Here is a 13,885-nt window from a genome sequence, read left to right as displayed (position 1 = left end):
ATATGACTTTTTCAACTATATAAAATTCATTGCTCACAAAAAAACTACCGAAAGAAAATCTCTCGGTAGTTTCACAGTATTAACGATATAAACGAACAGCACCTGCAGAATTATCATCAGCTTGTCCTACTACTTCAAACTTCAGACCAAGCTTCGGTAAAATACGTCCTGCATCTGGAATCTGTTGATTAATATACGTTTTCGAATCATCAAACTTCGCTACACCCGCTAAGCCATCATACGTATACGTTCCACGCGTTGGAGATACAACTTTCCAAGCTGGCGTTTTATCGAATGAGAATGCCGCATCAGCGATTTGGAATCGTGTACTACTATCAATTGTTGGTTTACCATTTAAAGTTCCTACAATTGCTTCTGGATGAGAATCAACTACACCAAGGAAACCATGTCCTGGATGTAAACCAACCCAGTTATCTGCGTAAGCTGAGTCTGCATACCATACAACCATACCTGAGTTATATTCTGGACCGCGAGCAAATTTCAATGCGCTATCTGATCCAGTATGGTTTCTCCACTCTACGTAGTAGTTATGTTTTTTCTTCTCTGTTCCGCTAGATACAACGAAACCATCTAATTTTAATTGTGGTGTACCTTCAGCATCATCTGAGAATGTAACTTTACCATCTACTGTTAATGACGCATTATCAAGTAGGAAACCATTTAATGCTAAACCACCATCCGTAATGTACTCAAACGTTAATTTTACTTTTTTACCTTTGAATTGACTTAAATCATATGATTTGTCAATCCATTTTCCATTTGTCGAATCTGCATTTCCACTATTTGCTTTCTCGCCAAGTCTTTCAATTAACGTTTTTTGACCATCTTCTGTTACAGCATGTACTTCAAGGAAATCATACTCTGCTTCGATTTCATATAACGATTTGAAATCAAATTTCGCATTCGTTGCATTCGTTAAATCGAACAGTGGTGTTTCTAACGTTGTATGAAGATTATCACCTTTTGTGCTGTAGTAATACTGCTTACCAAATGCTGGTGCAATTGTTTTTACATCTTTATCTGGTAAGTTAACACGAATCATACCTGGACGGTTAGATTTCGTAACACTTTGGTCTAAATATGTTGCTAGACCGATACCTTTATTTAATTTCTCGTAATCTACTTCTACGATATTTGCCCAGTTACCACCAATTGTTTTTTGGAAAAACTCTTTATTTTGTGGTGAGAAACTCGTTGGTGTTGTTCCAGCGATTTTACCAGCCCAGCTGCCGCCACTCATAACAGACCAAGCTTGAATTGGCTCACCATGACCCGTATAGTCTGTATCATACTCATCTGGTAAACCTAAATCATGGCCATATTCATGCGCGAATACACCAACTGCGCCATCTTCTGGTTCAATTGTGTAGTCGAATGCTGCCATCTTTCCGCCCCAATACGGAACTTTCGCTTGTGTGCCTTCAATTGCGAATGGTTTTGGTCCAACTGTCCAGCGATGTGACCAAATTGCATCATCACCTAATTTACCACCGCCAGCTTCTTGTCCAACACCCGCATGAATAATCATTAAGTGATCGATTAAACCGTCTGGTTGATTTTGATTTCCATCACCATTTACATCGTATTGATCGAACTGATCAAACTGTGATAAATCAAGACCGCTATCTACAGCTGCTTTTAATGCATCTTTTACTAGATCACGTGGTCCTTTTGGTCCTTTATTATCATGACCTGTAGCAGCATCTGCACCATAATCAGCAGCTTTACCAGGAACTGTTAACCATTTTGTAACTGTTCCGTCCACTGTGTAACTACCACCGGATTGCTCTTCGTAATATTGTTTAAATGTTTCGATTTTGCTTCCATCCTCTAACGCGAATGGCTCATCACCGAATAACATTTTTTCATAGTGTTCTTTGTTAAAGTCTTCCGAATACATATAACCAGGTTCTTTATCGATGTTGTTATGTTTAAAATCAGCGTACTCTACAAGTAAAACAAGTACCTTATCTTTACGAACATCGCCGTTATATGCTTTTTGTTTTGCTGGAGAAGTTGGTACTTTACCATTTAGTCCGCCTTTAACTGGTCCTGTCGCTGCAGGTGTCCCTGTTGCTGGCTGATTTAGTTTTTCTTTCGTATCTGCTTTCGCATCTTTCACTTTCTTTAAAAAGTCAGATGCTTCTTTCGTAAGTTGATCCCCATTTGTTGCTTCTTTCCCAGGATTTTCACCCTTTTTGTCCTCTACATACTTTTCAACAGCTTTCTTTGTTTCTTTCTCTGAAGCTGAAGAATCAATTACCCCACGTTTTTTCAGTGCATCTGCTAAACGCTCTTCTGGAATTAAATGATCATCCACTGGGCTCGTAGCTGTTTTATTCACAGGTGTTTCAGCATATGCCGATTGAGTGCCAGCTCCGAATGAAAGGCCTAATACAGCTGTCAAAGCGATTGATGACAAAACTTTGAACGGTTTCTTGTTCATCCCTTATTTCCTCCCCTAATAAATAATATGTATTACAAATTAAATTTTATTAAAAATTCAATATTTTTTCAATATTTAGTCATATTATGTAATGTTTTTAATATATTTGTAAAAATTTCATAGTTAGCATACGGATATATCACAATTCAACAATGTTTTCTGAAAATATTGAAAGTTTTTATCGAACAATTTATAATTTCCATAGAGGGAGTTTAATGGGGATTTTATCTTTGTTTCATCTACAAAGTATTTGATAATTCACTATATAAAACACAAAGTCCGATTGCATTATCATGTATTCTGTAGCAGCAATTATGACCGATAATTAGGGAGGAATTACATTTGTACAAAGATAAGACAGACGCACTGGATCAAGAATGGATTGATTTAATACTTGAAGCTCTAGATGCTGGTATCGCCATGCAAGACATCGAGCAATTTTTCCAACGTATGAAGCCATCCAGTCAGGCTCAATAGGTTTGTTCTTTTTAACGAAGTTTATGTTATAATAATGACATCATAAGACAACTACATATTGATAGAAAGGTGCGCAAATATGATTGGAGAACGTATAAAACGCCTTCGTTTACAAAAAGGTATTTCATTAACTGAACTTGCCGAAAAAGCTGGCGTTGCTAAATCTTACATTAGTTCTATAGAACGAAATTTACAAAAAAACCCTTCCATTCAGTTTCTTGAAAAGATCGCAGCAGTTCTACAAATTCCAGTTGATACTTTACTTCATGATGAAACAACAAAGGCAACTAACCTAGACTCCGAATGGACACAACTCGTTAAAGATGCAATGAACTCTGGTGTCTCCAAAGAACAATTTCGTGAATTTCTTGAATTTACAAAGTGGAAGCAAAATCAAAAATAATAATAGAAAGAAGTGCTTACAACCAGCACTTCTTTTTCTTTATAAAAAAAAGCGGGAATACCCGCTTTTTTATTATTTTTCTTCCCCAGCTTCTTGGTTAGCATTGAATGTCCATTCTAAATTCAATGTATCACCTTGGAAGATATTTTGGTCTTTTCCATCATCTACAAATTCAAATTGTACCCATAGATAATCCTCTGTACCAGCTGCTAATCCACCCTTTTCTCCCCACTCAGGAGCAAAGATGTCTTTAGCTAAAAGATCTGGATCAACTTTTTGTAAGTCTGCTAAAGTTGTTTCGTATACAGGCTCACTTTGTTTATCCCAGTTCCAAAGGAATTTTACTTTAACGTGCTTACCAAAGTCTTCACCAGCATTATCACCTTTTGCATCTTTAACAGTATACTTTGTTGCTAATTTAACGTCTTTAATAGTTAACGAACCGCTGTTTTGTAATAAGAACTCTTTCTTAACAGAATCCCCTGGTTTTAAATCTTTAATATCTACAAGCGTCTTAGGGTTTAATGTAAGGTCTAACGTCCCAGCTGCAAATGTATTGTTTGATACTTCTTTATCGCTAAAGAATGCAAATGTTCCTCCACCAATTAAAGCTAACCCCAATGCTGCTGATGCAACTCCCATACCTAATTTCTTTTTCAGACTCACAATCAATTCCCCCTAGCTTTTTTTTATATTTTTATCACTTATTTTTCAATAAGAGATGTAAAGAAAACTATATTAGCTTAGCTAATATGTGTTCTTTTTTAAAAACCTTATGTTCATTATAACGAACAACCCTATATAAACACAACACATATTTATTAATATTTTCAGTTATTTTTATTTCTCAATATTATTTAGATTTTTCAGAAAAAAAGAATGATGATTTATAACTTTTTTCACACTCAAATGCATTTAATACTATAAGAAAAAAGAAAAACAAAGAGGTGAGGGCTAACGTTCCCTCACACTCATATAAATATTACTAGTTTTGCTTATTCGTTCATTATCTCTTGCACCACATTCTTGTTTTCCAGCCGTTTCACTACAGCAGTTACTCCGCTTTTTTCTGTTCTTCTGCTTTCTTTTGCTCTTCTACTTTCTTTTGCTCTTCTACTTTCTTTTGCTCTTCTATTTTCTTCTGTTCCTCTACTTTCTTCTGTTCTTCTGCTTTCTTCTGTTCTTCTACTTTCTTTTGTTCTTCTGCTTTCTTTTGTTCTTCCGCTTTCTTCTGTTCTTCTACTTTCTTTTGTTCTTCTGCTTTCTTCTGTTCTTCTGCTTTCTTCTGTTCTTCTACTTTCTTCTGTTCTTCCGCTTTCTTCTGTTCTTCTACTTTCTTTTGTTCTTCTGCTTTCTTTTGTCCTTCCGCTTCAATTGCAACGTTTAATTGTTGCTGAAGAGCCTGAATTTGCTCATCAATAGCTTTCAAGCTAATTTCTTTCTCAATATAGTCATGTTTCTCTTTAATACTGCGAAAGCCTTCATTTACATATACGGACACTTGCTGCATCGACTCATCTTTATTTACCTTTAATTCTTCTTGTATTTGATTGTAAGGAGCCTCTATTTCAGTATATACATTTTGCAGAGCTTCCTTCTCAGCAACAATTTTCTCACGCCCTTGTTGCCATACAGAAATCGCCTGTTTTATTTCTTCAATAGAAGTTGCTTTCGATTTCCCCTTCATCGTTCCATACTCACGCTCAATAAACTGTTTATGTTTCTCAGATTGCTCTTTTAACGTATTAACTGTTTTCGGAAATATAATTGCTGTAGAAAGCGTCGCTTCCACTTTCGTTTCATGAATGAACGCCGCTTCTGTATACGTCATAATTTGAGATCCTAAATAAAACGTAATAGAACACATACACGGCAATATAAGCATCTTTTTAAAATTCCGCGGTCTTTTCAGCATCTTAATCTCCCCCATCGAACATTACGTTCTTTATACAGAACATTATCTATATTATAGTAAAGAACTATTAAAATTGATAGACAAATACTAGAAAAATAGAAAAAGGGCTATCCATGTGATAGCCCTTTTTGTTATTATCTTTCTTCACCTGCTGTTTGTTGTGCATCAAACGTCCAATTTAATTGTAACTTATCGCCTTGGAATTGATTTTGATCTTTTCCATTATCAACGAACTCAAATTTCACTTTGAATTTATCAGATTTACCTGCTGAAATACCTTTTTCATCCCAGAACCAAGCCGATAAATCATTATCTACAGCTGTAAGTGTGTCACCTTTTAATTTATCTAAAGTAGTTTGTTTCACAATTGTCTCATGCTTATCTACATTTTTTAAGAATGTTACTTTAATATGTTTACCAAAATCATCTTTATTATCTTTCTTTACATCTTCTACATTATAATCTGTTTTCAGTAGAACCTTTTTAATATCTAAAGAGCCTTTATTTTCTAGTTTAAATTCTTTTTCAATTGTATCCCCAGGTTTTAAATTCGATACGTTAACAACTGTTGATGGATTTAATGCTAAATCCAGTGTCCCAGCCGCAAATGTATTGTTTGACACTTCTTTATCACTGAAAAACGCAAATGTTCCTCCACCAACTAACGCTGCTCCTAGTACTGCTGATGTAATACCCATTCCTAATTTTTTCTTTAAAGTCATGTCCATATCCCCTTAATATATATTTGTTAACTTCCTAAACGGAAAGTATAACCAAACGAACTAGACGGATTGTTCTACTTTTTTATCTTTCTTTTCTCCGTCAATACTACGAATAGCACCAAAAATAGAAATCGCGGAATAACCAAGTAAAAAGACTCCTGGAATAATAAGAAGTAATGCTGCTCCCGCTTTTGAATTCGCATAATTCAGTAAATACCCAACATACGGAACTGTAATATCTGCATACTTTCCAACTACATTTTCTGCAAGTACTGGCTCTAAATCTGGTCCGTTGTTGTTATCCCCTTTTGTTTCATACACTACTTTTCCATTTGTATCTTTTACACCGATAATACGGTGAGTGATAATTTTTTGATCTTTCTCTTTAAAGGTAATAACATCACCTTTTTGATATTTAGAACCATCTTTGTTTGGTTCTATTGCAATGATTGATCCTGTTAAAAACGTTGGCTCCATTGATCCTGAAAGAACGCTCTTAAATTGATATCCCATCACTGTGGGATCACCACCGCTCGCTTTTGAAGAAATAACTACAAAAGCTAAAAACACCATCAATGCAAATAAAACAAATGAGATCGCGTTGCTAATTACCTTCCAAATTAATTTCATCGACTCTCTCCCTCTCCGTTGTTTTATATTATTTGAAGTATGCAATGTTCATTGCGTTCTTTAACAAGAACACAAGTAAATGATATAACGAACTTTAGGTTATTGCAATAAGAAAATTTACAATTATTAGTTAAAAGTATTTTTAGCATAGAAAAAGACTGTGATAAAATCTCCACAGCCTTTTTACTAATACGTTATTTTTCTTCTGTTTTCATTCCTTTTGTATTTCGGCGTAGCACTACATATAAAATGGCTCCAAATAGTACAAGTGCGCCTACCCCAACACTTATTACTTTCACATTTGACTCTTTTTCTTCTGATACAATTGTATCTTTTTTAGGCATCGCAAAAGTGACATCTTCTGTTGAAAGAACATTTACCGTCGCAATTGTTTGATTATTTTTCGTAATATCAACTGCACCAACTACCTCACCACGATGAATTCCTTTATGATACAAAGATTCTTTATCTAATGAAGCTGCCCGGAAAATAGTTTTCACATTTTTCCCTTCATCTTTCTTAAGCATAAGTTCTGCACTTTTTTCAAGTTCACTATTAATATCTTTATTTAAATATGTTGTTTTTTGATGCCAACTATGTTTATCTAGTACAGTTTGCTTCACAAATTGACCAAAAGAATAGTCCGCCATCTGCTTCAAATCTTCATAAATTTCAGGTCTTTGAGAAGCCATTACTACATTTATAATACGATTTCCATCTTTCTCATTTAATAAAACAAGTGTATTACGCGCTTCATTCGTAAACCCTGTCTTACCGCCAATGCTATATGGATTTTCAAAAAAATTAGATTTATTAAAAATAGACACCGTCTGCCTAGACGTCGTAACTGTCGTTCTTTTCGTATTCATCGCTTGTAAAATTTCAGGATAATTTTGCACACCTTTCGTAATCATAGCCATATCATATGGCGTCGTATAATGATTCGGATTATGCAATCCATTCGGTGTTACAAAGTGACTATCTCTCGCTCCTAATTGCTTCGCTTTCTCATTCATCATATTGGCGAAATTTTCAACACTCCCGCCAATCCGCTCCGCAATCGCATACGACACATCATTCGCACTCAGCACCATTAAAATCATAAGCGCAGTATTTCTATTAATTGTCTCTCCAGGTTGAAACTCAATTTGATAATTACTCTTCTCTTGATCTAATGCTAATTGTGAAAATGTAAATTGATCCTCTGGCTTTGTATGCTCCATGAGTAGAATCGCTGTTAACACTTTCGTCGTACTAGCAGGATATGCGCGGTGATATGCGTTTTTGTCATACAAAACATCTCCTGTTTTCGCATCAATTGTCGTTGCAAACTGACTAAAAACATTTGGTCCTTCCGCAGGTGGTGGTGCAACTTGTTCTGGATTTACTCCAATATTCGTCTCAGCACGCAATGTCATAGGTGTCAACAAAAACAAACAAATAACTGTAATAAAAACCAAAATTTTCTTAAAATTTACCATATGACTCTCCCTTTTCCATTTAATCCCTTAACAAAATAATATATCTACCAATCATATGTAATTTGTATTAAACTGGAAGAATTTTCACTATTTTTTACTATATCATATTTTTACGATAAAGAACATAAATATACAATAAAAATAAGAAGGAATTACTCTTTCTTATCCTTCTCATCAATCAACGAATCTATTAACTTTTGACTAGCTTCCTCGGGCGTAATCTCATCCGTTATCCCCATAAACGACCAACCTTTAGAATCAACCCACTCAACAAACTCTTGTAAAAATTCATCATGTGTAACATCCACATCAAGAATCGATCCATTAATCGAAATCGTTCTATTTCTAGACACGCGCATCTTGAACGTTTTTCTTACCATTACAACTTTTCTCCCTCTACTCCTGAATATTTATAAAATAATCTTGTATCTCTGTTATACATGATTTTCAGTAAATTGTAAAAAGGATATATTGGCCAATTTAAATAGCAAAAATGAAAATCTCTTACCTACGTAAACGTAATACGACATATAATTGCTCATAAATTATTAAATAAATTCATAAAAACATACAGTTATGTGGATTTATTTAAGTAAGCCATTATAGCCTTTTGGAAGATATTATCTAAAATAGTATACTAAACGGATGAAGGATATTTGAATACAGAAACTGAGGCTTTCTATTTAGCTGGACTCTTAAGTGGTAGACTTAGAGACTGATGCCGAAATTCATATTTAATTTCTATTTCTGTACATAATATTGTAAGAAAGAAGGTAGTACTGTGAAAACAACAGAAAATTTTACTGACAGGGCCGATATATATGCACAATATCGTCCTAGTTATCCTAATGAATATATTGATTACTTACTTTCAGCTAACCAACTGAAAGGAAATCCGATTGTAGCTGATATTGGTTCAGGTACGGATACGGGGATATTTAGCCGCCAGCTGCTTGAAAGTGGTTTACATGTTATTGGAGTTGAGCCAAATAATGATATGAGGAAGATGGCTGAGCAATCGTCAAAACTATATTCTCGTTTTCAATCCATAAAAGCAACTGCTGAAAATACCACTTTAAAAGAAAATAGTGTAGATTTAGTAACTGTTGCCCAAGCATTTCATTAGTTTGATAAAGAGGCTTTCAAAATTGAATGCCAACGAATTTTAAAACAAAAAGCAAACGTTGCTCTTGTTTGGAATAGTAGAGATTTAACTAGTCCACTTATTAAAGAGAACGCAGAAATTTGCCACATCAAATTCAAATGACTTTCGTACAATAAAGTAGAATATATTAGAAAACACCTTAAAATGAGGAGGAACTCAATGGCGCGTTGTACGTATTGTAAAACGAAGTGGAAAGTAAAAGACGTATGGTCGCTTCTCATAACATTTGAAAAAGATTGTCCGTATTGTTTTGGAAGACAATATATGTCTAATGATACTTTTCATCAAGCTAACGCTGCTTTACCACTGTTATTTTTATGCCCTTTAATTGTTGATTTAAGCGATGAAAATCCTTTAGATAAATACCGGAAATAATATAACGGCTACATTCAAAAACTACTTTTTACTGAATTTTCTTCTTATCATTATCCCTTCATACATTACTAGCATAATCGCTTATACTTTCCCTTTTGAAGATTCCGTAGCCCAGTAGGAATAGCGTCCTCTGAACAAGGTTTATCAATTATGACTAAAAAACAGTGATATATGTATACTGTTAAACATAAAAAATTAGCATTAGGTTCCAATCAAATATTAATTGAAACTCAGCACCGCTTGTATTCTGTAATTCAGAATACAAGCAGTGTTTTTTATTATGCATTTTTGCATACAGTATGATTTTCTCTTGTAAATAGATAATAATGGTATATAATAAAATCAACATTTTACCAATAAAAGGTAATAAAAAAGCAGTGTGATAAGTAAATAACCAAAACGTATTAACAGATTTGCTCTATGTAAATCATGATACATATATGGAATCAAAACTATGAAATTATATGTAGAGGTTAGATTACTACAAGATGAAAGATTCATAGCGAATACACTCGAGGAAAAAAGCGTTCGATTAGATTAATGTTATAAAACTACTTAATGTGGTATCTATGGAACGAATTGAGAATATACTTAGGGGGAATTTCAAGTGAAAACATTTGGTAAAGTATTATTAACAGGAGCTTTAGCTTTAGGTGGTTTAACAGCTATGAACATTGATACACCGAAGGCACATGCTGACGGAGCAAGCGAGTTCTGTCGTTATATTTGTGGTCCTAGCGAAACGGTGAACGGTGTTACAGTTCAGGTACACTCTACACAAGTTACTTTTGGTAACAGCGTAATTGCAAGAATTACAAATGACCGAGCGGAAGAAATTCATTACAATGTCAGCCTTGAAAAGAAATATGGCGATAGATGGGGAGAATTTGAAACCAACTTCCGTTGGCAAAATCAATGGGTCCCAGCTGGAAGCAATGATGAAATTGCAACTTTCACAGGATATGGCGATGATATTTATGAGGATGGAACATATCGTTATAAAGTCGAAATAAAAGACGCTGACGGTTCTATTGATACAATTTACACAGCAGGAATGACAGTTACAGGGCGATAGCTCATGACTGAGTTCCATTATTTATGATTTTATTTTTGATAATATCATTGATAATTGCGGTGATATTATTATTAAAATAAGCTCTTCGGGGCTTATTTTTTTATATAAAAATTGGAATGATAATATTCAGAAAATTACATCTTTACACTATTGAAATTTGTTGTTATTATAAGAATACATTAAATGTTACAATATTCAACAAATTATATAAATTCTCCGATTACACGAATGAAATGAAAACACATTGCTGGTGGTAATATTTATAGTTGGGATCCCGTAGCTCAGCAGGGAGAGCGCCACCTTGACAGGGTGGAGGTCGTGAGTTCGAACCTCTCCGGGGTCATAAAAAAAGAGACACCATATCAACCTTCTACGTGATATGGTGTCTCTTTTTTATCTAATTCAATTACTTCCCACCAAACATCTTCTCCAAAGACTTTGCATTGGCAAACAATACTTCTTTCAAGTTATCGTCAGCAACGATTTTATAGTCGCCATCTTTGTCTTTCTTTAAGTTCAATGTAACTTCGCGAGTTGCCATTGCTGCATCTTTATCCGTTAAGTTTTTGATGATAGTTGAGGTCATTGTTTTTTCAATCGCTTTTTCAGATTGTTCTTTGTCTTCGCTAAATGCGCTAGCGAAGGCCATTGGCATAACTTCTCCCACTGCTTTTGTTACAGCAACGGATAGATCAGCAGATGTAATTTTCACTTTCACTTCTGCTTTGTCATCCTTTTTCGATACTTCTTCTAGCTTTTCAAATTTAAAGTTCTTTGTAATTGCACTTAGCATTGCTTTTGCCTCAGCATCATCTGTTTTTTCATTTAGTTTATTAAATTCCTTGTCACTCTCAACAAATGTACGAGCCTTTTCTACATCACCTTTTTGTATCGCTGTTAAAAATTCTTCTGTAGTATCTTTCGGATTTGCACACCCTGCTAAAACAACCGCTGTTAATCCTACTACCATCATTAATAGCAATAATCTCTTTATCTTTTGCACGCTCATTCTCCTCATTATCTTTTCTAGTAAGTCAGTATCATACAATATTATGAAACTGACATTACAAACATTTTTTAGTATAGCATTTATATGATTAATTTTCTATTAATTCCCAAAAATATAAAGAGCCTTGCAGCATTCCTACAAGGCCTCTCTTCTATCAATCTGTATCCGTAGCACAAATGAACCACATTTTCTGTTCCCTACTACCATCCATATAGTCCGATCAAAGATCATAAGCGATAACCAAAGTGATATATTAATAGCAGCAAATAATAAATATAAAATGAAGTCTCTCTTTTGTAGTGCCCCTCTATTCATTACAATGTAAAATGCACCGATAGGAGGCAAAATAAAGCAAAGGAAAAAGTTTTTCTTAACAACCATAGATACGCAGTTTCTTTCTGCATATGAATCCCCTTTTCATCATAATACTTGCTTCAACATCGGCCTCACTACCCTATATTCATCACTATAAGCTTCCTTTATGATTAAAGGCGGATATTCACTTTTTTCTTCCTCAATCATTGTAAACACTTCTGTTTTCTCTTGTAATGTATTAGATTCTCTATTTTTAGTAGGGTTTTTACTTGTTTTAATTTTCTTTGTTACTTCGCCAAGTTTTTGCCCAACTTCTTCTACTTTGGCAGGTTCATTCGTAACATAGTATTCTTGTTCGTCCCATACTAATATAGGTGGCACTTGTTCTCTTTTGTTACATATTATATAAGTAGTACTAGCTACAAGTAGTATACAAGTTAATAAATAGAAGATAGTTTTTTTATTCATATACTACACTCCTTATCTATCAGTTCATTGGATTATATAACACAATTTATTTACAGTAAATGGATTTAGCGGTAATTTTTAGGTTTAATAATAAAGAAAAACCTTACCGAAGTAAAGTTCCGTTTTTACATTCTATAGTGACTGATTAATTAATACGATCATTACAATAATCGCTATAAGCATAACAACTAAACAGCCGATTAATTTATAAAATCCTCGCTTCGTTAATGTCCCACCTTGAACATCTTTACGAATAAATAAGAATACGGCTAAAAATAATACAAGCCCAATGCCAAAAGCATACATCATTTGCATATGTTAATCTTCCTTTCTCTCTTCCATCTTAATATCTTTTTGCCAAAACAACAAATGAGATAAAGACGGTACTCATCGTAAGTGCCATAAGTATATTCAATAATTCAGTAGCAGATAGTGTAAGTATTTTTAAGTTTAAGCCAATAGAGAAAAGAAGATAATATACTGTTAATGCAAAAAAGGTTACAAACATTCCTTTATAACGAATGAGTTTCATTCGCTCATCTTTTTCTTTAAATTGTGGGTGTAAGTAGCTTAGGCAGAAACTCATAATCATCATCCCAAGCAATGGATACGTTATAGCCGGCGGTGCAGAATGCGTCATTATACCTGTTAATATCATAAATCCACTCATAAATAGAAAGATAATTCCCATGATTACAAAGTACTTTTGTGAATAGTTCATTCTTACTCCTCCCCTTCTTTTCCTTCATAAATAAATACATGTTCTATCGTTGTCTGAAATGTTTTTGCTATTTCAAATGCTAGCGGAAGTGATGGATCGTATTTCCCTTTTTCAATTGAGATAATGGTTTGTCTGGAAACCCCGAGTTTCTCGGCCAGTTTTTCTTGAGATAGTCCAAATTTCTTTCGGTATTCGACCATTTTATTTTCCAAGGAAATTTCTCCCTCCTTCCATATATCGAGTATATATGTAAAGTAAACTTTACGTCAAGGTTCCTTTACATTTATTTCAATCAGTTTTCGTTCTATTTATATAGAAGAAACTTGTTCGATTTCAGCACGTCTATTTTGTAATAAAACATGGAACACTGTATGTAATCGTTACTATATTTCCTCCTCACTTTTTTAAAAATTTAATATCTTCATATTTGTTTTATCCTTTTAAAATATTTCATTCTCTGCTTTATTAGATGCAATGTGTTATTTGTTTTACGGTGTTTTTTGGCATATTTATAGAAACTAACGGGTTATAAAGCATTTTTTATGTTTAACCACTTTTTTTGTAGAAATCCTTCATTTTCCTTTCGATATTTAACACTATCGAAATAAAGTTTATGGTAAATTCATAATTTTTTATTTTTTATACTATATTCCGTTATATTG

At 33.9% G+C, this 13,885-nt stretch carries 16 protein-coding genes, 1 tRNA gene and 2 pseudogenes; 6 read left to right on the top strand and 13 right to left on the bottom strand.

Going from position 1 to position 13,885, the window contains the following annotated elements:
• Positions 1–79: 79 nt before the first annotated feature.
• Positions 80–2,467 carry a M6 family metalloprotease immune inhibitor InhA1 gene (inhA1, locus tag DN403_RS19925; protein WP_001035950.1) on the bottom strand — a complete coding sequence of 796 codons (2,388 nt, stop codon included), beginning with the start codon at positions 2,465–2,467 and terminating at the stop codon, positions 80–82.
• Between the two features lie 342 nt (positions 2,468–2,809).
• Between inhA1 and DN403_RS19920 the strand changes: the two genes are divergently transcribed.
• Complete coding sequence (locus DN403_RS19920; RefSeq protein ID WP_000276219.1) at positions 2,810–2,944, top strand: anti-repressor SinI family protein; 135 nt, start codon at positions 2,810–2,812, stop codon at positions 2,942–2,944.
• A 79-nt stretch (positions 2,945–3,023) separates the two neighbouring features.
• Positions 3,024–3,347, top strand: coding sequence for a helix-turn-helix domain-containing protein (locus DN403_RS19915; protein ID WP_000578875.1), 324 nt, complete (start codon positions 3,024–3,026; stop codon positions 3,345–3,347).
• 72 nt (positions 3,348–3,419) lie between these two features.
• On the opposite strand, the gene calY is transcribed toward DN403_RS19915, so the two are convergent.
• From calY to DN403_RS19885, 6 genes are all read right to left on the bottom strand, one after another.
• Entirely contained in the window at positions 3,420–4,013 is a 594-nt protein-coding gene (calY, locus tag DN403_RS19910) for a biofilm matrix protein CalY (protein WP_000053713.1), read from the bottom strand.
• Positions 4,014–4,401: 388 nt separating this feature from the next.
• Complete coding sequence (locus DN403_RS19905; RefSeq protein WP_000919975.1) at positions 4,402–5,262, bottom strand: DUF4047 domain-containing protein; 861 nt, start codon at positions 5,260–5,262, stop codon at positions 4,402–4,404.
• A gap of 134 nt (positions 5,263–5,396) precedes the next feature.
• Positions 5,397–5,984 carry a CalY family protein gene (locus DN403_RS19900; protein WP_000172852.1) on the bottom strand — a complete coding sequence of 196 codons (588 nt, stop codon included), beginning with the start codon at positions 5,982–5,984 and terminating at the stop codon, positions 5,397–5,399.
• 60 nt (positions 5,985–6,044) lie between these two features.
• Entirely contained in the window at positions 6,045–6,614 is a 570-nt protein-coding gene (gene sipW / locus DN403_RS19895) for a signal peptidase I SipW (protein ID WP_000767804.1), read from the bottom strand.
• 194 nt (positions 6,615–6,808) lie between these two features.
• Entirely contained in the window at positions 6,809–8,095 is a 1,287-nt protein-coding gene (locus DN403_RS19890) for a D-alanyl-D-alanine carboxypeptidase family protein (RefSeq protein WP_000247025.1), read from the bottom strand.
• A gap of 152 nt (positions 8,096–8,247) precedes the next feature.
• The gene (locus DN403_RS19885) at positions 8,248–8,475 is read right to left on the bottom strand and encodes a hypothetical protein (protein WP_000251862.1); all 228 of its coding nucleotides are present in this window, start codon (positions 8,473–8,475) and stop codon (positions 8,248–8,250) included.
• Positions 8,476–8,876: 401 nt separating this feature from the next.
• Between DN403_RS19885 and DN403_RS19880 the strand changes: the two are divergent.
• From DN403_RS19880 to DN403_RS19865, 4 genes and pseudogenes are all read left to right on the top strand, one after another.
• Positions 8,877–9,344, top strand: a pseudogene (locus tag DN403_RS19880) (class I SAM-dependent methyltransferase); the annotation flags it as partial.
• 75 nt (positions 9,345–9,419) lie between these two features.
• Positions 9,420–9,635: a hypothetical protein gene (locus DN403_RS19875; RefSeq protein ID WP_000090226.1), complete on the top strand. Its 216-nt coding sequence runs from the start codon at positions 9,420–9,422 to the stop codon at positions 9,633–9,635.
• A gap of 607 nt (positions 9,636–10,242) precedes the next feature.
• Positions 10,243–10,710, top strand: coding sequence for a hypothetical protein (locus tag DN403_RS19870; protein WP_000846651.1), 468 nt, complete (start codon positions 10,243–10,245; stop codon positions 10,708–10,710).
• 270 nt (positions 10,711–10,980) lie between these two features.
• Positions 10,981–11,053 (top strand) — tRNA-Val (locus tag DN403_RS19865).
• Between the two features lie 63 nt (positions 11,054–11,116).
• On the opposite strand, the gene DN403_RS19860 is transcribed toward DN403_RS19865, so the two are convergent.
• From DN403_RS19860 to DN403_RS19835, 6 genes and pseudogenes are all read right to left on the bottom strand, one after another.
• Positions 11,117–11,713, bottom strand: coding sequence for a DUF4878 domain-containing protein (locus DN403_RS19860; RefSeq protein WP_001169502.1), 597 nt, complete (start codon positions 11,711–11,713; stop codon positions 11,117–11,119).
• A 141-nt stretch (positions 11,714–11,854) separates the two neighbouring features.
• Positions 11,855–12,123 (bottom strand): annotated as a pseudogene (locus DN403_RS32210) (hypothetical protein).
• 16 nt (positions 12,124–12,139) lie between these two features.
• On the bottom strand, positions 12,140–12,502 hold the full coding sequence (locus DN403_RS19850; RefSeq protein ID WP_001036577.1) for a hypothetical protein: 363 nt from the start codon (positions 12,500–12,502) through the stop codon (positions 12,140–12,142).
• Positions 12,503–12,634: 132 nt separating this feature from the next.
• Positions 12,635–12,817, bottom strand: a complete 183-nt coding sequence (locus tag DN403_RS19845) for a DUF3976 domain-containing protein (protein ID WP_001178294.1) — start codon at positions 12,815–12,817, stop codon at positions 12,635–12,637.
• A gap of 28 nt (positions 12,818–12,845) precedes the next feature.
• Positions 12,846–13,223: a hypothetical protein gene (locus DN403_RS19840; RefSeq protein ID WP_001109904.1), complete on the bottom strand. Its 378-nt coding sequence runs from the start codon at positions 13,221–13,223 to the stop codon at positions 12,846–12,848.
• 2 nt (positions 13,224–13,225) lie between these two features.
• Complete coding sequence (locus DN403_RS19835) at positions 13,226–13,435, bottom strand: helix-turn-helix transcriptional regulator (RefSeq protein WP_000428510.1); 210 nt, start codon at positions 13,433–13,435, stop codon at positions 13,226–13,228.
• Positions 13,436–13,885 lie beyond the last annotated feature (450 nt).

Origin of the sequence: Bacillus sp. AY2-1 (assembly GCF_008368965.1) — a bacterium.
In the GTDB taxonomy this organism is placed as follows: domain Bacteria; phylum Bacillota; class Bacilli; order Bacillales; family Bacillaceae_G; genus Bacillus_A; species Bacillus_A thuringiensis_S.
Note: the sequence above shows the minus strand (reverse complement) of the source record. Positions and strands in the feature narration are given on the sequence as shown.

What these genes read in the sequence shown, in the direction of transcription:
- DN403_RS19900 (WP_000172852.1), bottom strand. Translation starts at nt 5,984, where the DNA reads ATGACTTTAAAGAAAAAATTAGGAATGGGTATTACATCAGCAGTACTA.
- DN403_RS19850 (WP_001036577.1), bottom strand. Translation starts at nt 12,502, where the DNA reads ATGAATAAAAAAACTATCTTCTATTTATTAACTTGTATACTACTTGTA.
- DN403_RS19845 (WP_001178294.1), bottom strand. Translation starts at nt 12,817, where the DNA reads ATGCAAATGATGTATGCTTTTGGCATTGGGCTTGTATTATTTTTAGCC.
- DN403_RS19875 (WP_000090226.1), top strand. Translation starts at nt 9,420, where the DNA reads ATGGCGCGTTGTACGTATTGTAAAACGAAGTGGAAAGTAAAAGACGTA.
- DN403_RS19890 (WP_000247025.1), bottom strand. Translation starts at nt 8,095, where the DNA reads ATGGTAAATTTTAAGAAAATTTTGGTTTTTATTACAGTTATTTGTTTG.
- DN403_RS19915 (WP_000578875.1), top strand. Translation starts at nt 3,024, where the DNA reads ATGATTGGAGAACGTATAAAACGCCTTCGTTTACAAAAAGGTATTTCA.
- sipW (WP_000767804.1), bottom strand. Translation starts at nt 6,614, where the DNA reads ATGAAATTAATTTGGAAGGTAATTAGCAACGCGATCTCATTTGTTTTA.
- DN403_RS19840 (WP_001109904.1), bottom strand. Translation starts at nt 13,223, where the DNA reads ATGAACTATTCACAAAAGTACTTTGTAATCATGGGAATTATCTTTCTA.
- DN403_RS19885 (WP_000251862.1), bottom strand. Translation starts at nt 8,475, where the DNA reads ATGGTAAGAAAAACGTTCAAGATGCGCGTGTCTAGAAATAGAACGATT.
- inhA1 (WP_001035950.1), bottom strand. Translation starts at nt 2,467, where the DNA reads ATGAACAAGAAACCGTTCAAAGTTTTGTCATCAATCGCTTTGACAGCT.
- DN403_RS19905 (WP_000919975.1), bottom strand. Translation starts at nt 5,262, where the DNA reads ATGCTGAAAAGACCGCGGAATTTTAAAAAGATGCTTATATTGCCGTGT.